Origin of the sequence: Paramuribaculum intestinale (assembly GCF_030759015.1) — a bacterium.
Classification (GTDB): domain Bacteria; phylum Bacteroidota; class Bacteroidia; order Bacteroidales; family Muribaculaceae; genus Paramuribaculum; species Paramuribaculum intestinale.
In genome coordinates this window covers 243,024-267,166 of sequence record NZ_CP098825.1, presented here as the reverse complement: position 1 = coordinate 267,166, position 24,143 = coordinate 243,024, and the positions used below count along the sequence as shown (strand labels likewise).

Annotated in this window: 20 protein-coding genes; 13 read left to right on the top strand and 7 right to left on the bottom strand. The window is 54.5% G+C overall.

The features are described 5' to 3' along the window. Positions 1 to 103 precede the first annotated feature (103 nt). From NF347_RS01130 to guaD, 7 genes are all read left to right on the top strand, one after another. A complete protein-coding gene (locus NF347_RS01130) occupies positions 104 to 1,816 on the top strand; it encodes a SulP family inorganic anion transporter (RefSeq protein WP_107035161.1) in 1,713 nt (570 codons plus the stop codon). Positions 1,817 to 1,982: 166 nt separating this feature from the next. Further along, positions 1,983 to 2,186, top strand: coding sequence for a hypothetical protein (locus NF347_RS01125; RefSeq protein WP_107035162.1), 204 nt, complete (start codon positions 1,983 to 1,985; stop codon positions 2,184 to 2,186). Positions 2,187 to 2,381: 195 nt separating this feature from the next. Further along, positions 2,382 to 2,936 carry a hypothetical protein gene (locus NF347_RS01120; protein ID WP_107035163.1) on the top strand — a complete coding sequence of 185 codons (555 nt, stop codon included), beginning with the start codon at positions 2,382 to 2,384 and terminating at the stop codon, positions 2,934 to 2,936. Positions 2,937 to 3,091: 155 nt separating this feature from the next. After that, positions 3,092 to 3,889 (top strand): 16S rRNA (adenine(1518)-N(6)/adenine(1519)-N(6))-dimethyltransferase RsmA, encoded by a 798-nt coding sequence (rsmA, locus tag NF347_RS01115; RefSeq protein ID WP_107035164.1) that lies wholly within the window; start codon positions 3,092 to 3,094, stop codon positions 3,887 to 3,889. Beyond that, complete coding sequence (gene mgtE / locus NF347_RS01110; RefSeq protein WP_107035165.1) at positions 3,886 to 5,253, top strand: magnesium transporter; 1,368 nt, start codon at positions 3,886 to 3,888, stop codon at positions 5,251 to 5,253. Before rsmA ends, mgtE begins: the two co-directional genes overlap by 4 nt. A 53-nt stretch (positions 5,254 to 5,306) precedes the next feature. Continuing rightward, positions 5,307 to 6,554 carry a glycosyltransferase gene (locus NF347_RS01105; RefSeq protein ID WP_133165442.1) on the top strand — a complete coding sequence of 416 codons (1,248 nt, stop codon included), beginning with the start codon at positions 5,307 to 5,309 and terminating at the stop codon, positions 6,552 to 6,554. Positions 6,555 to 6,633: 79 nt separating this feature from the next. Then, a complete protein-coding gene (guaD, locus tag NF347_RS01100; protein WP_107681421.1) occupies positions 6,634 to 8,040 on the top strand; it encodes a guanine deaminase in 1,407 nt (468 codons plus the stop codon). A gap of 71 nt (positions 8,041 to 8,111) precedes the next feature. Here guaD and NF347_RS01095 read toward each other — a convergent pair whose 3' ends face one another. From NF347_RS01095 to NF347_RS01080, 4 genes are all read right to left on the bottom strand, one after another. After that, complete coding sequence (locus NF347_RS01095) at positions 8,112 to 9,308, bottom strand: C1 family peptidase (RefSeq protein WP_107035168.1); 1,197 nt, start codon at positions 9,306 to 9,308, stop codon at positions 8,112 to 8,114. An 804-nt stretch (positions 9,309 to 10,112) separates the two neighbouring features. After that, on the bottom strand, positions 10,113 to 11,501 hold the full coding sequence (dnaA, locus tag NF347_RS01090) for a chromosomal replication initiator protein DnaA (protein ID WP_107035170.1): 1,389 nt from the start codon (positions 11,499 to 11,501) through the stop codon (positions 10,113 to 10,115). A gap of 387 nt (positions 11,502 to 11,888) precedes the next feature. Then, a complete protein-coding gene (locus NF347_RS01085; protein ID WP_107681422.1) occupies positions 11,889 to 12,788 on the bottom strand; it encodes an MlaD family protein in 900 nt (299 codons plus the stop codon). A gap of 29 nt (positions 12,789 to 12,817) precedes the next feature. Continuing rightward, positions 12,818 to 14,110 carry an N-acetylmuramoyl-L-alanine amidase family protein gene (locus tag NF347_RS01080; RefSeq protein ID WP_237612973.1) on the bottom strand — a complete coding sequence of 431 codons (1,293 nt, stop codon included), beginning with the start codon at positions 14,108 to 14,110 and terminating at the stop codon, positions 12,818 to 12,820. 159 nt (positions 14,111 to 14,269) lie between these two features. On the opposite strand from NF347_RS01080, the gene NF347_RS01075 reads away from it, so the two are divergent. The 5 genes from NF347_RS01075 to NF347_RS01055 all read left to right on the top strand — a co-directional run bounded on the left by NF347_RS01075 (position 14,270) and on the right by NF347_RS01055 (position 18,952). Further along, on the top strand, positions 14,270 to 15,217 hold the full coding sequence (locus tag NF347_RS01075) for a gliding motility protein GldB-related protein (protein WP_107035172.1): 948 nt from the start codon (positions 14,270 to 14,272) through the stop codon (positions 15,215 to 15,217). A 278-nt stretch (positions 15,218 to 15,495) separates the two neighbouring features. Next, a complete protein-coding gene (locus NF347_RS01070) occupies positions 15,496 to 15,984 on the top strand; it encodes a thioredoxin family protein (RefSeq protein WP_107035173.1) in 489 nt (162 codons plus the stop codon). Positions 15,985 to 16,546: 562 nt separating this feature from the next. Continuing rightward, a complete protein-coding gene (gene rfbA, locus NF347_RS01065) occupies positions 16,547 to 17,449 on the top strand; it encodes a glucose-1-phosphate thymidylyltransferase RfbA (protein WP_107035576.1) in 903 nt (300 codons plus the stop codon). Positions 17,450 to 17,460: 11 nt separating this feature from the next. Further along, entirely contained in the window at positions 17,461 to 18,027 is a 567-nt protein-coding gene (gene rfbC / locus NF347_RS01060; protein ID WP_107035575.1) for a dTDP-4-dehydrorhamnose 3,5-epimerase, read from the top strand. Between the two features lie 220 nt (positions 18,028 to 18,247). Then, entirely contained in the window at positions 18,248 to 18,952 is a 705-nt protein-coding gene (locus tag NF347_RS01055) for a Crp/Fnr family transcriptional regulator (protein ID WP_107035574.1), read from the top strand. A gap of 205 nt (positions 18,953 to 19,157) precedes the next feature. Here NF347_RS01055 and NF347_RS01050 read toward each other — a convergent pair whose 3' ends face one another. The 3 genes from NF347_RS01050 to NF347_RS01040 form a co-directional block, all read right to left on the bottom strand. Continuing rightward, positions 19,158 to 20,780, bottom strand: a complete 1,623-nt coding sequence (locus tag NF347_RS01050; RefSeq protein ID WP_107035573.1) for a tetratricopeptide repeat protein — start codon at positions 20,778 to 20,780, stop codon at positions 19,158 to 19,160. 70 nt (positions 20,781 to 20,850) lie between these two features. Continuing rightward, the gene (locus tag NF347_RS01045) at positions 20,851 to 21,867 is read right to left on the bottom strand and encodes a PstS family phosphate ABC transporter substrate-binding protein (protein WP_107035572.1); all 1,017 of its coding nucleotides are present in this window, start codon (positions 21,865 to 21,867) and stop codon (positions 20,851 to 20,853) included. 45 nt (positions 21,868 to 21,912) lie between these two features. Next, entirely contained in the window at positions 21,913 to 22,140 is a 228-nt protein-coding gene (locus NF347_RS01040; protein WP_107035571.1) for a hypothetical protein, read from the bottom strand. A 275-nt stretch (positions 22,141 to 22,415) separates the two neighbouring features. Between NF347_RS01040 and NF347_RS01035 the strand changes: the two genes are divergently transcribed. Next, positions 22,416 to 23,702 (top strand): replication-associated recombination protein A, encoded by a 1,287-nt coding sequence (locus tag NF347_RS01035; RefSeq protein ID WP_107035570.1) that lies wholly within the window; start codon positions 22,416 to 22,418, stop codon positions 23,700 to 23,702. The last annotated feature ends 441 nt before the right edge of the window (positions 23,703 to 24,143 follow it).

The window sequence follows — 24,143 nt, the reverse complement described above, 5'->3', positions numbered from 1 at the left end:
TGATGTTACAGAACGTCACTATCCGTTAAAAAATCATTACCTTTGCCGCTTCAAAAAAAATAAAGACAGGCAATCACGCCACACTAACCTACAAACGTCCAGCATGAATCTTTCCGGACCGGTCGATTTCCGACCAAAGCTGATCTCCTCTCTCCGCGACTACTCGTCGAAACGTTTCAAGGCCGACCTCGTGGCCGGCATCGTCACAGGCATCGTGGCCCTGCCGCTGGCCATAGCCTTCGGCATAGCGAGCGGCGTAAGCCCCACGACAGGCCTCATCACCGCGATAATAGGCGGCTTCCTGGTGTCGGCTCTCGGCGGCTGCACAGTGCAGATAGGCGGCCCCACGGGCGCTTTCATAGTGATCGTCTACGGCATCATAGCCGAATATGGCCTTGAGGGGCTGGCGATAGCCACCGTCATGGCCGGCCTTATACTGGTGATGCTCGGACTGTTTCACCTCGGCACGGTGATAAAATTCATCCCCTATCCCATAGTTGTGGGCTTCACAGCCGGCATAGCGCTGACCATCTTCTCGACGCAGATCAACGACTTCCTCGGACTCGGACTCAGCGACGTGCCGAGCGAATTCCTGCCCAAATGGGGCGTGTATCTGAGCCACCTGCAGCAGACCGACTGGGTGACGCTCGGCGTGGGCATAGCCTCTCTGCTGATCATCATAGCCACCCCCCGCATATCCAAGAAACTCCCCGGAGCGCTGATATCGATCATAGTGATGACGGTGGCCGTCTACTTCATCAACGGCATCGACGGCATCAGCATCGAGACCATCGGCGACCGCTTCGGCGCCCTCGCCACCGACATACCGCAGCCCCACGGCTTCACGCTGAGCATGGCCACCATCAACGCCCTGCTCCCCTCGGCCTTCACCATAGCGATACTCGGCGCCATAGAGTCGCTGCTGTCGTCGACCGTGGCCGACGGTATCACCGGCTCGCGCACCAACTCCAACACCGAGCTGATAGGCCAGGGTCTGGCCAACATCACAGTGCCGTTTTTCGGCGGCATCCCCGTGACCGGCGCCATAGCCCGCACGATGACCAACATCACCAACGGCGGCCGCACCCCGGTGGCCGGCATCATCCACGCCGCAGTGCTGCTGCTGATATTCCTCTTCCTGATGCCGATGATCAACCTCGTGCCGATGGCCTGTCTGGCCGCCGTGCTTATCGTGGTGTCGTACAACATGAGCGGCTGGCGCACCGTCAGATCCATACTGAAGAATCCCAAGAGCGACGTCACGGTGCTTGCCGTCACCTTCCTGCTCACCGTGATATTCGACCTCACGATAGCCATAGAGATCGGCCTGCTGCTGGCCATAATCCTCTTCCTGCGCCGCGTGATGGAGAACACCCAGATACGCGCCTATTCAGGCCAGCTCGATGTGGCCGAGGGCACTGAATCGACCACCCACGAGGTGCTCGACGTGGCCAAGGGCGTGGAAGTTTACGAGATCGACGGCCCGTTCTTCTTTGGCGTGGCCACCAAATTCGACGAGATGATGCGCACCTCCATGGCCGAGAAACCTCTGGTGAGAATCATCAGGATGCGCAAGGTGCCGTTTATCGACGCCACCGGCGTGCACAACCTCGAAATCCTCATCCAGTCGTCGCAGAAGGACGGCATCGACGTGGTGCTGTCGGGCGTCAACGAGAATGTGCACCGCGTGCTCGAGCACGCCAACGTGGAGCGCATGATAGGCCAGCGCAACATCTGCGACCATATCACCCGCGCCGTCACTCTTGCCAACTCCATAGTAGCCGAGCGACGCTCCGAACGCCAAAAGACTGAATGACAGATCCTAGCGTCGCTTGGTCGGCATACACTCTGTTAACGTTCGTTACGAATCGCACCGTTTACACAAAAAAAATTGCAAAAAAAGTTTGTCAGTTTCTAAACTTACTGTAACTTTGCAGCGTTTTTGAAGCTAAAGAATTGTTTTATTAATAAATCGAACGAAAATGAAAAAGTTAGTTCTGATGCTCGCTGTTGTATTCAGCGCATCGCTCTTCGCTTGCGGAAACAAGAATGCCGCTGAGACTGAGGCTGCTGCCACTGACAGCGTAGAGGCTGTTGTTGCCGTTGAGACCGAGGCTGTGTGTGACACCCTCACCAACGACACCATCGCCGCCGACACTACCGTTGCTGTAGCTGTTGCCGAGTAATTACAACTCGCGAAAATCCTTTTAAGGCACTGAGAGCCGGATCCGACATGGATACCGACTCTTTTTTTGTGCGTTTTTTGCAGCCATGAAACAACTTTAACCGCGCAGACAGCGTTTGTATATAACAAGCGCCGACATCCCGGCGCAGACCCAGCGGCGTCACACGTCCGCCATCATGCATAAACAAAACCTGACATGATACAGAACATCAACTTCCGGAAGTTTACCGACCACCTGAGCCACGCAACCCTCCTGACCATACCCGGCGAAGCTACAGCCGCCGTGCTCACCATACAGGCCGCCATGGGGCTTTTCGCCGTGTCATCGGCCATAAAGTCGGAGAAACTCTGCGCCGACGACCAGGCCACCAGACTGCTCCAGACACAATTCGGCATTCTCAAAGAGCAGCTCGAAGCTACAGCCAACCGCTGCTTCACCGCCGGCAAGGCGCTCAACGCCGCCATAGTGGCCGAAGAGAAGAAGGAGCAGGAGGCACTGTTCGGCGAATGCGCCGAAGCCAACCTGCAGACCGCCCGCCTGGCCGCCGACCTGAGCCGCCTGCTCGGATCGCTGGCCGCGATTGATGACCCGATGGTGTCGTCGGTGGCGCAGCCCGCTCTGGTGGTGACCGGCACATGCCTCGAAGCCGCCAGGCTAAACGCCAACTTCTTCACGCCACATCTCGATGCCGCCAAGGCCGACGACTACATCCTTCAGTTCAAAAACCTGACAGAAGCCGTCAACGGCTGACACCGCTCCACTGACCGGTATCCCCGCCCATACCACGACACCCCTCAACGCCAAGCCGCGAAGAGGGGTTGCGGCATATCAGCCCATTTTTCCGGCCGCATAATGCCGGGGCGCCGGGAATTTTCACTATTTTTGCAAAACAAACACCACAGCCCATGAGCCAACAGGTAAAACCCAAGAAAGCACTCGGACAGCACTTCCTGACCGATCTCGACATAGCACGGCGCATCGCCGCCACCCTCGACGACTACAAGGGCCTCCCGGTGATGGAGGTAGGTCCGGGCATGGGAGTGCTCACACAGTTTCTGATGGCCGAGGGTCACGACATAAGCGTGGCCGAGATCGACGGCGAGAGCGTGGATTATCTGCGCAGCCACTTCCCGGAGCTTGAAGGCCGCATAATCGACTGCGACTTCCTGAAACTCGATCTGGCGCAGACCTACCCCGACGGACAGCCTTTCTGCGTGATCGGCAACTACCCCTACAACATATCCTCGCAAATATTCTTTCATGTGCTCGACTACCGCAACCAGGTGAAATGCTGCTCCGGAATGCTTCAGCGCGAAGTGGCCGAACGCCTCGCCGCCCCGGCCGGCACCAAGACCCGGGGCATACTGAGCGTTATGCTTCAGGCATGGTATGACGTGGAGTATCTCTTCACCGTGCAGCCGGGAGTTTTCAACCCGCCGCCCAAAGTGCAGAGCGGAGTGATACGCATGCGCCGCAACGACGTGACCGATCTGGGATGCGACGAGCGACTGTTCAAGACCGTGGTGAAGACAGCCTTCGGACAGCGCCGGAAGACCCTGCGCAACTCCCTGCGCGGCCTTCTGCCGGCCGGCACCGGCGCCGACGAGCTGCCGATGGGTCAGATGCGCCCCGAACAGCTCACTGTCGGACAATTTGTAGAACTCACCAATTTCATATCCTCACTCCGCGCACCCAAGCAATGAAAGAATACACCCCCGAATATCTGGAACACATAAGGCAGATCATAGCCGAGCGCAACGAGGAGGCCGCCCGCACGGAGCTGGCCGACCTACACCCGGCCGACATAGCCGAGCTTTACCAGCAGCTCGATCTGGAGGAGGAGGAATTTCTCTACAAGCTGCTCGACGACGAGATAGCCGCCGACGTGCTCATGGAGCTTGACGAGGACGACCGCCGCAAGCTGCTCAAGGAGATGCCAGCCGAGGAAATCGCCCGGCAGTTTATCGAAAACCTCGACACCGACGACGCCGTAGACATCATACAGGAACTCGACGAAGAGGACCGCGACAAGATCCTCTCGCACATCGACGACGTGGAGCAGGCAGGCGACATCATTGACCTGCTGAAATATGACGAGGACACCGCCGGCGGCCTGATGGGCACCGAGATGATCGTGGTCAACGAGAACTGGAGCATGCCCGAATGCATCAAGCAGATGAGGATGCAGGCCGAGGATATGGACGCGATCTACAACGTCTATGTGGTCGACAACGACTACCGCCTGCGGGGCATACTGCCGCTGAAAACCCTGATCACCCACCCGTCGGTGTCGAAGATACGCCACGTCATGGAGGAGAACCCGGCATCGGTGAAGACCGACACGCCGATCGACGACGTGGCCATCGACTTCGAGAAATACGATCTCGTGGCCATGCCGGTGGTCGACTCCATCGGACGCCTCGTAGGGCGCATCACCGTCGACGACGTCATGGACCAGGTGCGTGAATCGACCGAACGCGACTATCAGCTGGCATCAGGTCTGTCGAGCGACGTGGAGACCTCCGACACCATCTTCACCCAGACCAAGGCCCGGCTGCCCTGGCTGCTGATAGGAATGCTCGGCGGCATAGGCAACTCACTCATACTCGGCAACTTCGAGGAAGGCCTCTCGGTCGATCCGACACTTGCTCTTTTCATACCGCTCATAGGCGGCACAGGCGGCAACGTCGGCACCCAGTCGTCGGCTATCGTCGTGCAGGGTCTGGCCAACGGCTCGCTCGACCTTCGCCGCTCCGGACGCCAGCTGCTCAAAGAGCTTGGCGTAGGCCTGATCAACGGCCTGATAATATCGCTGCTTGTATTGACCTACAATGTCATGAAACTCGGCCCGGGTCACTACTCCACCACCATGGCCGTGTCGCTGTCGCTCATGTCGGTGGTGATCTTCGCCTCGGTGTTCGGCACTTTCGTGCCACTGACCCTCGAGAAGTTCAAGATAGATCCGGCACTGGCCACCGGCCCCTTCATATCCATCACCAACGACATCATCGGCATGCTGATCTACATGGTGATCTCATCCGCTCTCATCATCCATTTCGCTGGCTGACCGCACATCTCTCCAGACATTCCCTCCCCACCTACCACAACCGCTGACCATTCGTGAATCACCCCGAACCACAACCGACGACCATCGTGGTCATTACCGACGCCTATCCCTACTGTGAGCACCCTGAAAGCGTCCTGGTCAAGCCAGGGCTTGACGCCCTTGCCTCACGGTTCGACCGTATCATAGTGATGCCCCGCCACCGGATCAGCAGTGTCCGCGACGAACATCTCCGACCCGGCATAGAGATATGCGATGATCTGGCCGACGCCACCGGACACGACGGACGGCTGCCGGTGTGGAGCGCTCTTGCATCGGCCGACATGGCCTATTGGCTCACGCACGGCACCGACAACCGCCACGCGCTGTCGCACTCAATCCAGGCCGTAGCCGCCGGACAATGGTTCACGCGCTGGCTACGGCGACACCCCGACCTCACATCGCAAAACACAATATTCTATACCTTCAGGCTCAGTCCGCTGACCTCGGGTCTTGCTCTCGCATCGCGCAAACTGCACCTGCGCATCGTGAGCCGCGCCCACACCGACGATCTGCGCCGTGGCAACCGCCAGCTACGCCTGTTCACCGCACGACACTGTAAGGCGATATTCACCACGAGCGACCAGACGGCCGACGTGATCCGCCGACGACTGTCGGGTGACCGACATGTGCACATCGAGACACGCCGTTTCGGATGTGTTGACCGGCGCGATAGCGCTCCGTCGCCACATATAATACACAACCAGCTGACCTTCCTCACTGTAGGGCCGATCACCGAGGAGAAACGCTTCAGCCAGATGGCCGAATATATCGACGCACTGGCCACCGCACGCGAAACTCCAATAAAATGGATTGTGGTAGGCGACGGCCCGTGCTACGACGACCTGAAAGCCACCCTCGGGCGGCTCACCCCCAACAAATGGCTCACAACCGAACTGCTCGGCGCAGTGAGCAACGACGACGTGCACGCGCTCTACGCCACCGGCAGCATCGACTGGACACTGCTGCTTGCCGACGACGGCATAGGCTGCCCGGTGGCTCTGTGCGAATCAATGATGTATGGAGTGCCGGTCATAGCCAACGATGTCGGCGGTCTGTCGGAGATGGTCGACGACGACTGCGGCATACTGCTGGCCGCCAATCCTGAAAAGGAGGAGTTCATACGCGGTATCATGCCCTATATCGACTCACAGCTGCGATACAGCCGCATGCGTCTGGGCGCACGCGAGAAATGGGCGTCGGACTTCGACGCAACGCTGCTCCGTGAAGAACTGGCCGACGATATGTCGAAACTTGTAACGTAAACAACGATGAAAGTCGCCGGCGCAACTTTTCGGTGTCCGGAAGCGTTTGTAATGTCAGTAACACAACATCATCATATCCATGCACACCGCCCCGCTTCCGGTAAATCCCCACGGCTCCCCGCTCAAAGGCATCAGAGGCCATATACTGACATTCAAGGCCAATCCGGCGCTTCACGACGACGCAGAGGGCTGCTACGACTATCATGCCGACGGCCTGATAGTGATACAGGACGGATATATCGTCGATGCAGGCAACTACAGCGCCATAGCTCCCGCATATCCGCAGATGAGGGATATCGACATGTATGCCGACGCCGTGGTAATGCCCGGTTTCGTCGACTGCCACACCCATTACGCACAGAGTCCGATGATCGGCTCATACGGCGAAACGCTGCTCGACTGGCTCGAACGGTATGCCTACCCTACAGAGTCGCGAATGGCTGACAAGCAATCGGCCGACGAGACGGCACGGGAATTCTTCAGGCAGACACTCTCCCAAGGCACCACCACCGCCAATGTGTTCGCCACAACATACGCCACGTCGGTCAATGCTTTCTTCGAAGAGAGCGAACGCTACAACACCCGAATGATATGCGGCAAAGTGCTCCAGGACCGCAATCTGCCCGAAGCCCTGAAGGATCCCTCGGCCGAAGAATCGATTGCTGTCGCCGGGGAACTGCTCGACAAATGGCATCGCCGCGGACGGCAGCTCTACGCCGTCATACCCCGGTTTGCTCCCACCTCGTCCTCCAGGCAGCTACAGCTTGCCGGGGAACTTTATCAGCGGCATATCGACACCGGAGTGTATCTGCACACACACCTGAACGAATCGCAGAACGAGATAGAGTGGGTGAGGGAACTGTTTCCCGGAATGGCCGACTACACAGATGTCTACCGCCATTTCGGCCTCGTTGACCGGATGACGGTAATGGCCCACTGCTGTATAATGGGCGAGAATGAATGGCAGACGCTCCATGACTGTGGTTGCGGGGTGGCCCACTGTCCGTCGTCCAACCTATTCCTCGGCGACGGAGAATTCGACTACCGCGAGGCTGTGAAGAGATCGCGTCCTGTCAGAACCGGAATCGGATCCGACACCGGCGGCGGAACAAGCTTTTCCATTCCTCGGCAGCTCGGCGAGGCCTACAAGGTGGCGATGTTGCACGGCTGTGGCCTTAGCGCACTCAAAAGCTTCTACATGGCCACACGCGGCGGCGCCGAGGCGCTACGGCTTGAAAACACAATAGGCTCCATAGCGCCGGGCTTCGAGGCCGATATGGCCGTGGTGGATCTACGTCCGTCGGAATTCGTCGGATGGCGCATGAAATACGCCGCCACAGTATTCGAGAAACTGGCTGTCATAGCGTCGCTCGGTCCGGACAACCTGATAAGAGCCACATACGTGGCCGGGCGGAAGGTCTACGACCGCGACCGCGGGCAGAAATGGATGTATGCCGACCACGCCGGGATAGAGCGCGTTTCATAAAACAACGGTCCTGCGTCAGATCTCGGATCGTGACACAGGACCGTCGGGTTTGTCTTCCGCTGTAATGCGGCTCAGATGCCGGTGCGCTTGCGTATAGCGGCAGGCACAGCCTCCTTGTTGACGTAGATATCCATGGTCTTGGCAAGGAAATAGGGCATTGACACATAGAAGTAGCCGCCGTATTTCTGCTTGTCGGTCCATGAGTTCTGCACCTTGTAGTATTCATTGCCGTTCTGGTCGGTGGCCTTGCCTACGATCACCATTCCGTGGTCGTCGGTTGTTTCCTGACGGTCGAACATATCCTGACGCATCTCCTGAGTGACCTCAATCTCCTTTACCGGGCCTTTGACGTCGTATTTCTCACGGTTCTTTTCAGCATCGGAGAGCTTCACCCAGCGCGACAGTTCGGTGCCTTCAAGATCGGCCTCGTCCTTGTCGGCAGGCATCACAGCGAATCCCTCTTTCCACTTGAAACCGCCTTCGCTGACGTCGGCAGCCCAAGCCACGGAGTAGCCCTTGTCGATAGCGTTGTCGACGATAGCCTTGAGATCGGCCAGAGGCACGTTCATATACTGGCCGGAGAGCCAGTTGTCGGAAACCTCAAGCACGAAGGGCTTGTCGAACGGATGGTGGGTGAACGAAGTGAACGTGGCGTAATCGTCGGGATTGATGCCGAGCGACTGTGCGAATGTCCGGGGAGTGTAGGTCTTGCCCTCGTATTCGAATGTCTGGGGGATCTCTCCGAAATAGGCGTTGAGTATGCCCTGCAGACCCTTGCGCCACGCAGTGGAGAGCCGGCGGTTGGGCTTGCGGTTGATAGCCGAAAGATAGCCCTGCATGGCGGACTCAAGCTCGCCGTGCACGTGATTGTCCTCGCCGTAGTTGAGTCCCTTGTAGGCCTCTTCGGGCATCATGCCGTAGGCTGCCCACACATAGGGGACGTCGAGTCCGCTGCCACCCTGCGAGAAGTTGATCTTGCCGTTGGTGCGTATATATTTGTCGGCCTTGTCGTCGTAGGTGTGCCATACGACAAACATTTCCGACAGATCCACGGGCTTGTGTCCCTTGCGGATGATCTCGTTTTCGAAGAACGAATTGCTTGAGAAGCACCAGCATGTGCCCGACTTGTTCTGGTCGCGTACCGGACCGGTCTTCACAGTCTTTACATCGGTGAACTTGAAGCCCTCGACCGAATCGGTCTTCGCGGCTTCCTGCGCCTGCACCGAGAGAGCGGCCGCCAGAGCAGCCACGATAATGATTGGTTTCATATAAGTAATTCTTAAAGATTAGTTGACATCATTAAACTCATCAGTAACCCGTGGGTCGCTGTGAGTTACTTAGTATGTGTATGCATATTGAACAGCTCATGATGTTCAACCACAAAGTTACGCAAAATCGACGGCATAACACATTGCAGTATCAGCTTTTTTGCATAGAAGCACGCATGAAAGCGTGAAAAACACCGCAAAAAAAGAGCAATCCTCACGGATAGCTCCTTCCAAGATTTATTTTACAGGGATGTGAACGACGGATCCTCACGGAGTGGTCAGTCCACTTTCATATACAGGATAGTCAGCTATCTGCTGACCGGATTATGATACAATGTGATTTGTTATGGTTTGGTCAATAACGGAAATCGACTCGACGCTTTCGACAGGTTGTTGAGATTGCACAGGAAACCTGTCCGCCGTAGCACCGGAGGATCTGCCACAATTCAAAAAAGAGGAAAACGGATGTTGGATGGACGAGCAGGATCTAAAGGAATACCCCCCCCATAACCACCTCATTCTCAGTGAATTGAGTTGTAGTTGAGGTTTTATCGAAAATCATCAGCTGAATCGCGCCGTCACACCGATAGCCGGAATGCTCTATCCGGGCGGCATCATAATGATGATTTGATCTCGATGCGAATGTTGACATAAGTTCAGCTTGCATTAATGATTATGGCACGAAATTACAAAATGAAAAGCAATTGTGCAACCGACATGAACATTTGTGGCCATTATGACCACGATTCATATTAATATATTACATTTTGGCCAATCATGTCTCCTACGGAGAACGGCATACGCTTACGAAAGGATGGCCGACTCGAGCTTCGACAGATCGTCCTGCAGGCGCTTCTCAAGCGGCAGACGCTCCTCGATGTTGCGGCATGCATACAATACGGTAGCGTGTGTGCGCGACAGGCGCGATCCGATAGCCTTAAGCCCCATCTTGGCATGTTTCTTGGCCAGGAACATCACCATCTGGCGCGCGTCGGAGATCTCGCGGCGGCGCGACTTGGTAAAGAGCTGGTCGGGTTCGATCTTGTAGTAGGCGCTGACCTCCTGGGCTATCATTTCGAAATTTATCTGGCGGCGGTTGATCTTCACTGCGTTTCCGAGCACCTTACGGGCAAGGTCTATGGATATTTCACAACCGAGCACCGTAGCATGGGCTATGAGCGACACCATGATACCCTCAAGCTCGCGGATTGAGTCGGTGACATTTCCTGCTATATAGTCGAGCACATCGGCCGGTATCACAAGACCGTCCTTCATGGCTTTGCGCTCAAGCACTTCGCGCCGCAGATTGTAGTCGGGCTTCTCGAGTTCGGCTGTCATGCCCCATTTGAAGCGGTCGATCATGCGCTTTTCCATGCCCTCCATCATCGACGGGCGTGTGTCGGACGACAGTATGATCTGCTTCTGATTGAGCTGAAGATGATTGAATATGTGGAAGAATGTTCCCTGGGTGCTCGTCTTGCCTATCAGATCCTGAATATCGTCGAGTATGAGCACGTCGATGCTCTGATAGAAGTTTATGAAGTCGTTGATGCGTCCGCTACGCAGAGCTGTCGTATACTGGCTCTCAAACAGGCGTGCGGTCACATACAGGACGCGCTGCTGGGGATTAAGCTCCTTGATACGGATTCCGATAGCCTGTATCAGGTGAGTCTTGCCTACACCCGGCGACCCGAAAATAAATAGCGGGTTGAACGTCTTGCACTTCGGGTCGGAAGCGATCGCCTCACCGATGGAGCGCGCCACACGGTTGCTGACGCCTATACAGTAGTTTTCAAACGTGTATCGCGGATTGAGCTGTGCGTCGATCTCGGCAGGCTGCGCTTTTGGAGCAAACGGGTTGGAGGTGGCTCCGGGTGCGGGCGCCACAGCAGTCGACGGATTTGAGCTCTCCATCGTGACAGCCGTCGTGGGGTCATCGGAAACCTGGTCGAAGTGATAGAACAGCTTTACCGACGGGCCGTAAACCTTATGGAGCGTCTTGCTGATCAGTTTGAAATAGCGTTCTTCAAGCTGCTCCACAAAGAATTGTGACGGCACTCGTATATTAAGGTTTCCGTCAACAAAGCTGATCGATGCGACCGGCTTGAACCATGCTTCAAACTGTTCCTTGGGTAGATTGTCGTGGAAAATCGCAAGACAATTTTCCCACATCTGTATATGATTATGCTCCATTTATGTGGGGGAATTTATTGTTTCAAGAGGAGAGCATGCGCCCTTTTTCCGGATGCAAAATTGGGGCAAAAAAAAGTTATAAACAATCGCGATTTTATTTGCAAATCATAAGTTTTTTTCAACTATACTGAATCACAACGCCTTACACACAGCATAGGCCAACGTCCGACCGACATGATAACATACAAGAATAAACCTGTGATAATGTGGTAATTACACACTTTATTGTGTCGCTACAGTAAAACGCCCGTCAGTCGTCGCAAAATGTTAACGACGGCATCAGCACTAACAAAACGGACCAACCCCGAGGGTCGGTCCGGCGTAGTCGTTATTTAGATCTTGTACAAATAAGATACCGCTTCCATGCAACATCTTTCAGGCATGGGATCAGAGCAGTTTGATGCTGATATATCGCTTGGGATGACGCTTCACATCCTGCAGAAGCGAGTCGAGGCTTCCCACAGCGCCATTGAGCGAATTATAGAGCGACGGATCGTTTAGGAGCAGTCCGAGCGACGAATCGCGGCTCTGGAGCTGCCCCGAAAGCTCATTGAGACGTGCTGTGAAGCTCTGCACATTGGCCATCGTGGAGTCAAGTGGCATCTCACGCAAAGCAGCTGTGACCTGAGTGAGGTCGGCCGAGATCTGGCGGACATTGGTCATAGTGGTCTGCGCGTCGGAAGCTATGGCCGGTGTGCGCGCCATGGTTGCGGAGAGTGCCGTGGTGCTTCGCTCCAGATTAGCCATAACCGCATCGAGACGCTTCACCGCACCGAGCAGCGCCGGATCCGACACGATGGCTGTGACAGCCGTCAGAAGCGAATCAATTTTAGGAAGCGCCGAAGCAACCGACGGAAGTATGTCGTTGGTGACATTATCCATCAGTCCTGATGAGTTGACACCCGTCAGCTTGTCCCCGACCTGATGCATTCGCGTGTCCTTGCCCATTCTCAGCTCGATCGACGAGGTGCCGAGCATATCGGTGACGAGCACCGCCTCCGTACCCACCGGAACCTTCAGCTTACGGTCGAGCGACAGCTCCACTTTGATATGGCCGGGGTTGTCATACTCATAGTTGATCTCACGCACAAGGCCCACTTTGTAGCCGTTGACAGTCACCGGAGCCGACTGCGCCAGACCGGCGACATTGGTATATGATGCATAATAATAGTTGGCAGCCTTGAACACATTGACGCCTTTGAGGTAGTCGATACCGAAAAAGAGTATCAGCAGTGTGATCAGCACCGTCAGGCCTATCATCAGTTCCTTTTTCTGTATAGTCTTCATTGTCGGTTGGAATTATATCGTTGTCTAAATCATTTAATTCTCTTGCCATTGCGCGTCTTTATGACAAACGCGTCGGGGAACTGTTTCCTTACCTGCCTGAGCCGCTTCTGCGCATCGGACAGGGATGTGTATGACCCTACGGTGTATTTATACACGCGTCCGTCGACATAACACTCGACATCGGTCATCCCCTTGTATTCGCTCGATTTCTTACCAAGTCGTTTCGAGCTGGTCATGAACTGCACCTTATATATGATACGGTTGTCATCGGCCGACGCTGACTTCGCTCGGTCAACGCTCTTCGCCTCCTCTGACACCTGCTTTCCGGACGATACGCGGTCAGATGCTTTTTCCGATACAGTCGCGGTATTGTCCGCTTCCGAAACCTTCTTTCCGGCAGAGTCAGCTGAGGGCGTCACCTGATGTACAGGCTCGTCGACCGGCGTGAGCTTGCGCTGCGGCTTCGGCATGTTTTTCCCCTTGGAAGCGACCTTCCCGCCGTTGACAGTGGCGGTATGAAGGTCGATGGAGCGCTTATACTCACGGAAGCCATTGAAAATGGCCTGCGCCATCTTCTCACGACCCTTGTTTGAGGCCATATACTTTTCCTGCACAGGATTGCATATGAAATCAAGTTCTACGAGCACCGCCGGCATACTTGTCTTGAACAGCACCCAGAAATTGGCCTGCCTTACGCCTCTGTCGCGACGTCCCGCAGTCGCGACGAGCTCCTGCTGTATGGCCTGGGCGGCAGCCACGCTTTGCTCCACGTGCTTGTTGCGGCTCATCTCGAAGATGATGTATGATTCGGTCGAGGACGGATCGAATCCTTCGTAGACAGTCGAGTAGTCGGCCTCAAGCTTCATCACGGAGTTCTCGCGCATGGCCACGGCAAGGTTCTCTTCCGTACGGCGGAATCCAAGGGTGTAAACCGAAGCTCCGGCCACGGTGCGGTAGTTGCGCGCCTTTTTGTCGATAGAGTTGGTATGGATGGATATGAACAGATCGCCACCCGCCTTGTTGGCTATGTCGGCACGCCCCTGGAGAGTGACAAACGTATCATTGCGGCGGGTGTAGACCACCTTGACATCCTTGAAATTATCCTCAATAAGCTTGCCCAATTTAGTAGCGACAGCGAGATTTATATCCTTCTCACGGGTGATTATGCCTACGGCTCCGGTGTCGCCACCGCCGTGTCCCGCGTCGATAACTACGGTAAACTTTTCCTCTGCAGCGGCTGTCAGCGACATGAACGCAACCGTCAGCGCTATAGATATACTGCGTATTATGCCATGCATGGTTTCGTCAATTGTTCTTTTCAAAAAGAGATTACGGACATGTCCGATCCCGACGGACATACCGCTATCAAAGCGCAAAGTTAGTAATTATCATCCATTTTTGACCACATTTGCCACAAAATCGGCCACGAGAGCCAATGCACGAGAGCCAATGTTGGGTACATTTTGTTTAACTTTGGCTTCATGAAACTGACGACATTACCTATTGCAGCCCTTGTGACAGCTATCGCATCGTGCACAACCTACGAAAACACAGAAATACCGGTGGAACGAATCACCACGGCCGAGGCGCTCGCATCGTCGCCCGACGGTGCGCACACCATAATGCGCGCGTTAGGAGCCGACGACGACACTGCCGCCACGCAGCAGTGGGTCTATCGGTTCGGCCAGTCGGAAGCAATGAGGATCTTCGGCCATGACGCCGACTCAATCATGCCTTCGTTGCGGCAGTTCTCGTCCGACATCGGTCGGCTGCACCGCAATATGGCGTCGATACTACCCGATGCTCCACCGCTCCGCCAGATCTATGCTACCGTCATACCATATTCGCAATCGGTCATACTGATGTCCGACACAAACGGCATAACGATAATCGTAGGCCTCAACCATTATCTAGGAGCCGATTATGAAGGCTACAGTTCCTTTCCGGCCTATCGGCGCGCACGCAAGACACCCGAATGGATGACACGCGACATTGCCGAGGCAATAGTGCGCACGGTGTATCCTTTGGAGAGCGACGCACACCCCACACTGCTACAGCGGATGCTCTACGAAGGCGCCGTGGCCGCAGCCCTCGTCAGACTGATGCCGGACAATGAAGCCCGCGCCATAGGGATAACCGACGATGACTTCGCGCAGCTTTATCGGTCCGAGAAAGAGATATGGCAGCGCATGGCCGGATCCGACCTGCTATTCGACCGTTCGGAACGCACAGCTTCCTCGCTGCTGCACGAAGGCTCCCCGGGGACGGTGATCGGACGCGACGTGCCGCCAATGGCCGGCCGACTGACAGGGTGGCGCATCGCAGAATCATACCTCAAAGCCAATCCCGAAGCCACGCCTGAATCGTTGCTGCAACCTACCTTCTACCTCTCCGACAAAACCCTGCGCGAGGCTAAATATATGCCCTGACAGCCAACGTTAACCTATTTTAACCCTCTGCTGCAACCCGCTCCCCAAGCCGTACGAAAGCCGATACAGACCTCACTGGGCACCTGACAAATTGTGTACGCCGCAATATTTTTGTAACTTTGCGGTGTTTTAAGAAAGGTGTCAGGCGAAGAGTCGCCTGCAGATGACGCCGAAAATCGGCGGGGCAAGCTTTCTGATACGGCAGCACCACACACGTGCAGCCGTAACGCCACCCTCCTTCGGAATGCCTGCCTTATGTGTAACATTAAACCTTGACAATGAAGAAAACAATGAAAGTCATTGTGCTCTTCGCCGTTCTTGTCATTTCAGTATCCGCTTATTCCGAGCGTGTGTTTGAAGCCGCCGAAGGCTACAACGCTCCATCGATGACGATTGAAAACAGCGACACGACGCTGTCGCTTGCGGATATGAAGGGACGCTATGTGATCGTCACATTCTGGTCGTCGGCCGACGCCGACTCACGCCTCAGGGCCTACCGGTATGACGAGGCAGCCAAGCTGCTCCCGCAGGAACGATTTTGTCTCTTGTCGGTCAACTTCGACCGTAGCGAGCGCCTCTTTCGTGAGATAGTGCGTAGAGACAATCTTAGCGCGGAGAACCACATCCATGTCGACGGCAGCCAAGCCAACAGGATCATCCATGACTACCGGCTGACCGAAGGATTCAAATCGCTCCTTATCGACCCGAAGGGACGCATCGTGGCGATGAATCCAAGCATTGAAACTCTGACCAAAATGAGTATTTGAGGCTGACAACATCACATTCCGGAAGGAAGCAATTCCTCCCGGCTTTTTATTTTTATACACCTTATTCCGGAACAGGAACGTTCTATAAAAGAAAATTCTTAAAGATTGTCTAAGAGTATGTTTGAATTTAACCCGAAGAAATATATAGGGACTTCTTGCCATCCACTCAAAGGTCTTTTCGGGCGATTCGCGTCAAGTTTCATCGGTCACGATGCCCGCATCGCTCCCTCATCAACTCACGCGAATCTCTCCGAAAATCCTCTTTGAGTGAATAGAAGTGAAATTCAAACATACTCTAAAATTTATATCACTTTGCTTTTGAGAGTCTTTTCAGCGTCTTTTTGTTTGCTCCCCGGTCACGTAGCTACGGCTACACTCCCTCATCACAAACAAAAATCCATCTGACAATCCTTCTCAAAATCCGTATTATATAAATTTAGACAATTGTCCTCCAAAAGCACCTTTCGGACGAACAACGCCGATCTCTCCAAACTCTCAACACATTACTTTATTCCCCATTTATTGCCATAGTCTCGCGAATTCTACATATATTTGCACCATTATGAAAGGAATCGTACTTGCAGGCGGCAGCGGCACACGCCTCTACCCCATCACAAAAGGAGTCAGCAAACAGCTCCTACCGGTCTATGACAAACCGATGGTCTACTATCCGATCTCGGCGCTTATGCTTGCGGGCATACGCGACATACTTGTCATCTCCACACCTCAGGATCTGCCCGGCTTCCGGCGTCTGCTCGGCGATGGCAGCGACTACGGCATACATCTTGAATATGCCGAGCAGCCCTCGCCCGACGGACTCGCGCAAGCCTTCATCATAGGACGCGACTTTATCGGTGACGATTCGGCCTGTCTGGTGCTGGGCGACAACATTTTCCACGGAGCCGGATTTTCAGGACTGCTGAAAGAGGCTGTGGCCGACGCAGAGCGCGGACTGGCCACCGTATTCGGATATTGGGTCGACGACCCGGAGCGTTACGGCGTGGCCGAATTCGACGAATCCGGCCGGTGTCTCTCCATTGAGGAAAAACCTGAGCATCCGAAGTCAAACTACGCTGTGGTGGGTCTCTACTTCTACCCCAACAAGGTGGTGGACGTGGCCGCCTCCATAAAGCCGTCGGCCCGCGGCGAGCTTGAGATCACATCGGTAAATCAGGAATTTCTCCGCTCCGACGCCCTCCGCGTGCGCACCCTGCCACGCGGATTCGCATGGCTCGACACCGGTACCCACGACAGCCTCGCCGAAGCCTCGATCTACGTGGAAGTGCTTGAGAAGCGTCAGGGTCTCAAGATAGCCTGCCTCGAAGGCATCGCCTACCGGCAGGGATGGATTGACCGCCAGCGCATGGAGGAACTCGCACGTCCGATGCTCAAAAACCAATACGGCCGCTACCTAATGAAAGTGATCGACGAACTCGACCGCACCGGAATGCAAAATCTCGACTAACCGACGCACACATGGAACTTATCAAAACACAGATACCCGAAGTAGTGATCCTTAAGCCGCGAGTTTTTGACGACGCCCGCGGATATTTCTTCGAAAGCTACTCACAGCGCGACCTCAATCAGCTGATGCAGCGCGACATTCAGTTCGTGCAGGACAATGAGAGCCGTTCGGCCCGCGGAGTGATGCGCGGCCTCCATTTCCAGCGTCCGCCGTTCACCCAGGCCAAACTCGTCAGATGCGTGGAGGGTGCCGTGCTCGATGTAGCTGTCGACATACGCCGCGGATCGCCCACCTACGGCCATCATGTGGCAGTGGAGCTCACCGCCGACAATCATCTGCAGTTTTTCGTGCCACGCGGATTTGCACACGGCTTTGCAGTGCTGAGCGAAACAGCCGTATTCCAGTATAAATGCGACAACTACTACGCCCCGCAGGCCGACGGAGGCATATCGCTGCTTGATCCGGCTCTCGGCATAGACTGGCGCATCGATCCATCGACGGCGATACTGTCGGAAAAGGATACCCGCCATCCACTGCTTGAGCAGTTTGAGTCGCCGTTTATCTACGGCGAATTCTGAATGCCGACCCATTCACACAGAAAGACCCTGTATCGACCGACTGATCGGCACAGGGTCTTTTGGCATACTTGCCGCAATACTACAGCCTGCACATCTAACTTCACATTTTAAGCAGTTTTAACCACATCCGCTTCTAATTGTGAAAAATAATGCATATTTTTGTCAGCATTTTACACATTGGACTTTAAGAAAGACAGCCCCCAACCCAATCAGCGACGACATGAACAAAGTAAGAGCCGCTCTTGAGAAGGTGATGAGCGAAGATCTGTCGGAAATCTGGACGATACTAAATGCCGACGAGAAACGCAAGATCACCGACAACTTTGCCATACATCATTTCAAGAAAAATCAGATAATCTACGCCGAGAACGAAGATCCGGAATATCTCTGGTGTCTGCTTAAAGGCAAAGCCAAGCTCTACAAGGACGGAGCCGGCAACCGCACACAGATACTGCGGCTTATCAGACCTGTGCAATATTTCGGCTACAGAGCCTTCTTTGCCGAAGAGTCATACGTGTCAACCGCCGCCACAATCGAGCCGTCGATACTGGGAACGATACCCATGACCGTAGTAAAGGAGCTCATCGACCAGAACATCAGTGTTGCATGGTTTTTCATCCGCGAACTGTCGCACAATCTCGGACGCTCCGACACCAACATAGTCAACCTCACTCAGAAGCATCTGCGAGGCCGCCTTGCCGAAGCGCTCATAGCTCTCAAAGACAGCTACGGATATGAAGAGGACGGCACCACCATCAGGGTATATATGGGACGCCAGGATCTCGCCAACCTGTCGAACATGACCACCGCCAACGCCATACGCACGCTGACCGACTTCGGCAACGAACGCATCATAGTGGTCGACGGACGTACCATAAAAATCATTGACGAAAAGACGCTCGTAAAAATCAGCCGCTTCGGCTGACAAACGACAACGTATATATAAACACAACAGGCAATATGTCAGACGGTCAGAACCCTGACGTATTGCCTGCTTTTTTTTCACACAACGGCAAATTATACCGACGGGTGACACCGGATAAGCGTCATTGCACGCCCCTGAAACTACAGACGCTGCGCCGGCATTGCCGACGCAGCGTCATAATTCGATCTGTTACAGACAACCTTTATCAGTTCCCGAGAGTCTCATAGAGTTTCTTGATGCCCTCGTTTTCCGGATCGATCTTCAGATAGTCTTCCAGATACTGCTTGGCCTTGGCCTTGTCTACATCAGAGTAGTAGATGCCGAGCACGTAGTCGGCGGCGCGATATGATGCGACCTGCGACTCACGGTTGGCCGGATCGGCATTGAGCAGCTCAAGCATTTTCTCATAGAGAGCGGCGATCTCGGCATTGGGGTTGTCGTCGTTGCGAGCAAGAAGTATCTCACCTTTCAGACGATAGAGAACGGCATTGTCCGACACACGCTCCAGAGCCTTGTCGTAGTACTTGATACCTTCATCGGCGGCAGCCACACGCTCAGGAGTGCCCTTTTCGAGCTTGCGTGCCAGAGATGCATAGCGGCGACCCATGTTAATGATGTCGTTGAGCGAGCCGTTGCCTGCATCAAGATACTGCTTCATCACCTCCACAGCCTTTTCGGAGTTGCCCGCGCGGTCGTGGACGAGGCTCAGCTTCGGCAGCAGCTCAGGCTTGTCGGGGTTTAGCTCGATGGCCTTCTCGAAAGTCTTCACGGCTTCCTCATATTTGCCCTGCTCTGCGAGAGCGTCGCCATAAAGGATATAGTCATTGGGGATGTACTCTGCGTCGGGATGACCGAAAAGCTTTGCTCCGGCCGCTTCTGCAGCAGGCCAGTCTTCCTTTGCGGCATAGTCCATCATGATGACACGATACATGTAGAAGTTGTTCGGATCCTTCGAGAGCACGCTGTTGGCCACCTCAAGGCTCTTGTCGTAGTCCTTTGCCGAATAAAGCAGACCGGCGTAGCGCTGCTCATCCTTCTGGAAGTGGTTGGGATTCTCAAGATACTTGCCATACTGCAGACATGCCGAACCGAACTGCGAGTTGTCGTAGTATTTCTCGGCAAGCTCACGCTGTGCCAGAGCCGAGTTAGGCTCGAGCTGATTGAGCTCCTCAAGCTTCTGGATCGCAAACTTGGGAGCCACGCGGAAGTATGTGTTGGCATACTTGACGTAAGCTTCGCGATTGACGATATTCTTGTTCTTGTCGGCCTCGATGGCAAGCTCGTAGAGCGATGCGGCGTTGCCCGGATCATCCATGGCTTTCATGTCGCCCTGCAGCATGAACACGGCGCTCTCGGTGTTTTTCGAGTCCTTGAGGGCCTTGTCGAGATACTTGTTGATCTCCTTGTCGTAGGCGACAGGGTCAACGTTGTAATAAGCACGGGCAACCGCTGCCATAAGGGCGGTGTTTTTCTTGTCGGTCTGCATGCCCTGCTTGAAGAAATCTTCGGCAGCACCCTTCTGGCCCTGCTTGAGAGCCACCTCGCCCAGACCGATATAGTTCATACCGTTGGCGGGATCGGCAGCCACGCCCTTGTCAAAATTGGCTTTGGCCGCGTTGAGATCATTGCCCTGAAAGTCGATCGCGCCGAGATAGTAGTAGCTTACTGACTTATTGGTCTGCGGATCATTGATGGTGTTTTCAAGAATGATCTTTGCGACATCAAGACGTCCGGCGTTGTAATTGTCAACGCCATCCTGGTAGCCGCCCTGGGCGGCTGCCGACAATGCCCCGCCGAGGAGCATCGCGAAAAGTAACTTCAGTTTCATTGACTTGGTTTATTACTGTTTTTTATATATCTGTTTGTTATACGTTTATTTTCGTTCGTAATGGCTGCCGTCAGTTGATATTGACCAGCGTGGGCTGAACAACTTTGGGCAGCACGCCGGTGGTCATCATGATCTTCTGGCCGTGGAAACCGGTGACGAATGAGTAGAATCCGTGGCTGATAGTGCCTCCCGTGGCCGTACACACCATGTAGATCTGGCGGTAGAGCGGATATGATCCGTCGAAGATATACAACTGATAGGGCATATAGGCCGTCACCTCGTCATTGCCGCGCACTTTGATCACCTTCACATCCTCGCTGAACCGCATATCGGCCGAATTGCTCACCGAATCGTTGCTCTGCACCGAAGCGGCAAACTCCTCGCGGCTCATCTCGCGGGTCTTCAGATCCGAACTGATCCAGCTCACGCCTATAATACCCACGGCATTTTTATTCTCACGCACGGCCTTGAACACGTCGGCGGGAGTCTTCTGAGCATAAACATTCGGGCCGAACTGACCGCCGTTGAGCAGCGAGTCGCGCATATACTGCACTGTCGACGATCCCTGATGGTCAAACACCACCTCTATCTTGCCGAGGTGATCATTGCCTGGCACCACCTGATTCCATTCAGTCAGTTGCCCCGACAGTATCTCGGCTATCTCAGGCTTGCTGAGCACCTGCACACGGTTTTGTGGATTGACTATAAGAGCCAGAGCATCCACGGCGATCATGCTCTGCCGGACCTGACGACCGTTGGACTTCAGGTAGTCGACCTCCTTCTGCGTCAGCGGACGGGTGAGGACACCAAGACGCGTATCGGCCGTCTTGCTGACATCGAGCAGACTGTCGATCACGGCATTCTGACTTATGTAGACCGGCATGATGCTTGCCTTGGGATAGATGTATTCAAACACGTCTATCTCCTGATTCATTATATTCTCGAAACTTGCATCACAGGCTATCTGCGCGATGCCCGACGACGCTGTGCTCTTCACCTCCTTGGCGCATGACGACACTGCCACGCCCAGAAGCAGAGCGGCTCCGAGAGATAACACTCCCGGAGTCAGTCGGCTGATGTATTTCATTATCGATATTGCTGATTTCACACGGACTGGATGAGATCTGTTGCGTCAATACGGCGAGTCGACTCCGGCAAACTGCCGGTAGGCACGCCAGATTCCATACACTATGAAGATGATGCCGCCCACCCAACGGATCCATTCCCAGCTTCCGTAAATGGGAGCGAAAAACCCGGTGAGGAACAATATTCCCACACCTATATAGACGATGATCATGACGATGCCGAATATGGCTCGCATCGTTTTCGGAGTGCCGGCAGGATTGTTGTTTGTGCTCATTTTCTTCTAATCGTTAAATTGTTAAACCTCACGCACTCCCGACCGACGCTGTTCACGCGTGCGCCAGAAGTCCGTTTTTATAGTTTTAACAAAGCCATGGCCGTTAAGTTCGCTCAGCGACGGTTCGCCTGACGGCGTATAACGGCATGACGTTGTAAAGATAAATATAATTTTTCAATCTGATATAAAGCAAGTCGAGATTAAACTCTGTTAACACGGATTTTGCCGACTTTTTTCTAATTTTGTAGCATAAAAAGCCAACACACACCTGAAACATGCACCAGCCACTTGCCGAACGCCTGCGTCCGCAGACACTTGATGAATATATCGGACAGACTCATCTTGTAGGCCCCGACTCAATAATCAGGCGCATGATCGAAACCGGACACGTCGCCTCGTTCATCCTATGGGGTCCTCCGGGAGTAGGCAAGACCACGCTTGCCAGGATCATAGCCAACACGGTCAAAGCCCCGTTCTTCACACTGTCGGCCGTCAGCTCGGGAGTAAAAGAGGTGCGCGAGGTCATTGACCGCTGCAAGCACGAGGCCTCAAGCATGTTTGCCACATCTCGGCCGGTGTTGTTTATCGACGAGATCCACCGTTTCAGCAAGTCACAACAGGACAGTCTGCTCGGTGCCGTGGAGAACGGCACCGTGACACTCATCGGAGCCACAACCGAAAACCCGTCGTTCGAAGTGATCCGCCCGCTTCTGTCGAGAGCGCAGGTCTACACGCTCAAACCGCTTGACGCCGCCGACCTCGACAGGCTGCTCCGCAGCGCAATAGAACGCGACGAAGTGCTCTCCACACGCAAGATCGACGTCAGACAGACCGACGCCTTGTTTCGCTTTTCAGGTGGCGACGCCCGCAAGCTGCTCAACATACTCGACCTGCTCGAACAGTCGACCCCCGCAGCCGAGCCGGTAGTGATCGACGACGCCACAGTCACCAGCCGTCTGCAGAGCAATCCGGCAGCCTACGACAAGGGCGGAGAGATGCACTACGACATCATTTCGGCATTCATCAAATCGGTGCGAGGATCTGATCCCGACGCAGCCATCTACTGGCTCGCCAGAATGATTGACGGCGGCGAAGAGCCTGAATTCATAGCCCGGCGACTGCTCATACTCGCCGCCGAAGACATAGGTCTGGCCAACCCCAATGCACTGCTGCTCGCCAACGCCACATTCGACGCCATCCACAAGATCGGCTGGCCCGAAGGACGGATACCGCTGGCCGAATGCACCATATATCTCGCCACATCGCCAAAAAGCAATTCGGCCTACATGGCCATAAACGCAGCCCTGCAGCATGTCGGCTCAACAGGCAACCAGCCTGTGCCTCTGCATCTGCGCAACGCGCCTACGTCGCTGATGAAAGATATGGGCTACGGCCACGACTACAAATATGCCCACGATTACCCCGGGCATTTCGTCCGCCAGCAATTCATGCCTGACACCATCGGACACCCTACATTCTGGAATCCGGCCGACAACGCCGCCGAGCAACGCGCCGCCGAACTTCAGCGGCAGCGATGGGGATCATCAGCCTCCACCGACTGATCTCAGAGCATGGCATGACCCGGGACCAGAACCGACAAAAACGCTGAGTCCGACAACTCCGCGACTCAGCCCGATTTTGCATAATCCATTAATAATCGCTATCTTTGCATTGTTAAATAACTCGCAAAAATTAGCGGCGAGTGGTTTTGAGATTTGCTCGAATGATTTTTGCTTGAAGACGAGGGTGCGTAGCGAGCTACACAACTGAGGATGAAAGCAAAAAAACGCCAGACAAAATCAAAAAAAATATAGCAGCAAACCACAGACTACTGACGGATTTAATAACATAAACTGTTTTTTAAGAGTTACTTATACGAAGCGTTTTGTAATCCTCATCGGAGGGCTGGATGCAGCTGGATAAGATGACCGGGTAAAACCTCGATTCTTACCGGCTTTTGTATTGTGTTTTTTCAATCCGATCAATTCTGCCAAGTGGCTCGT

What these genes read in the sequence shown, in the direction of transcription:
- NF347_RS01125 (WP_107035162.1), top strand. Translation starts at nt 1,983, where the DNA reads ATGAAAAAGTTAGTTCTGATGCTCGCTGTTGTATTCAGCGCATCGCTC.
- NF347_RS01085 (WP_107681422.1), bottom strand. Translation starts at nt 12,788, where the DNA reads ATGAAGACTATACAGAAAAAGGAACTGATGATAGGCCTGACGGTGCTG.
- mgtE (WP_107035165.1), top strand. Translation starts at nt 3,886, where the DNA reads ATGAAAGAATACACCCCCGAATATCTGGAACACATAAGGCAGATCATA.
- rsmA (WP_107035164.1), top strand. Translation starts at nt 3,092, where the DNA reads ATGAGCCAACAGGTAAAACCCAAGAAAGCACTCGGACAGCACTTCCTG.
- NF347_RS01035 (WP_107035570.1), top strand. Translation starts at nt 22,416, where the DNA reads ATGCACCAGCCACTTGCCGAACGCCTGCGTCCGCAGACACTTGATGAA.
- NF347_RS01070 (WP_107035173.1), top strand. Translation starts at nt 15,496, where the DNA reads ATGAAGAAAACAATGAAAGTCATTGTGCTCTTCGCCGTTCTTGTCATT.
- NF347_RS01045 (WP_107035572.1), bottom strand. Translation starts at nt 21,867, where the DNA reads ATGAAATACATCAGCCGACTGACTCCGGGAGTGTTATCTCTCGGAGCC.
- NF347_RS01130 (WP_107035161.1), top strand. Translation starts at nt 104, where the DNA reads ATGAATCTTTCCGGACCGGTCGATTTCCGACCAAAGCTGATCTCCTCT.
- rfbA (WP_107035576.1), top strand. Translation starts at nt 16,547, where the DNA reads ATGAAAGGAATCGTACTTGCAGGCGGCAGCGGCACACGCCTCTACCCC.
- rfbC (WP_107035575.1), top strand. Translation starts at nt 17,461, where the DNA reads ATGGAACTTATCAAAACACAGATACCCGAAGTAGTGATCCTTAAGCCG.
- guaD (WP_107681421.1), top strand. Translation starts at nt 6,634, where the DNA reads ATGCACACCGCCCCGCTTCCGGTAAATCCCCACGGCTCCCCGCTCAAA.
- NF347_RS01120 (WP_107035163.1), top strand. Translation starts at nt 2,382, where the DNA reads ATGATACAGAACATCAACTTCCGGAAGTTTACCGACCACCTGAGCCAC.
- NF347_RS01040 (WP_107035571.1), bottom strand. Translation starts at nt 22,140, where the DNA reads ATGAGCACAAACAACAATCCTGCCGGCACTCCGAAAACGATGCGAGCC.
- NF347_RS01050 (WP_107035573.1), bottom strand. Translation starts at nt 20,780, where the DNA reads ATGAAACTGAAGTTACTTTTCGCGATGCTCCTCGGCGGGGCATTGTCG.
- NF347_RS01055 (WP_107035574.1), top strand. Translation starts at nt 18,248, where the DNA reads ATGAACAAAGTAAGAGCCGCTCTTGAGAAGGTGATGAGCGAAGATCTG.
- NF347_RS01075 (WP_107035172.1), top strand. Translation starts at nt 14,270, where the DNA reads ATGAAACTGACGACATTACCTATTGCAGCCCTTGTGACAGCTATCGCA.
- NF347_RS01095 (WP_107035168.1), bottom strand. Translation starts at nt 9,308, where the DNA reads ATGAAACCAATCATTATCGTGGCTGCTCTGGCGGCCGCTCTCTCGGTG.
- dnaA (WP_107035170.1), bottom strand. Translation starts at nt 11,501, where the DNA reads ATGGAGCATAATCATATACAGATGTGGGAAAATTGTCTTGCGATTTTC.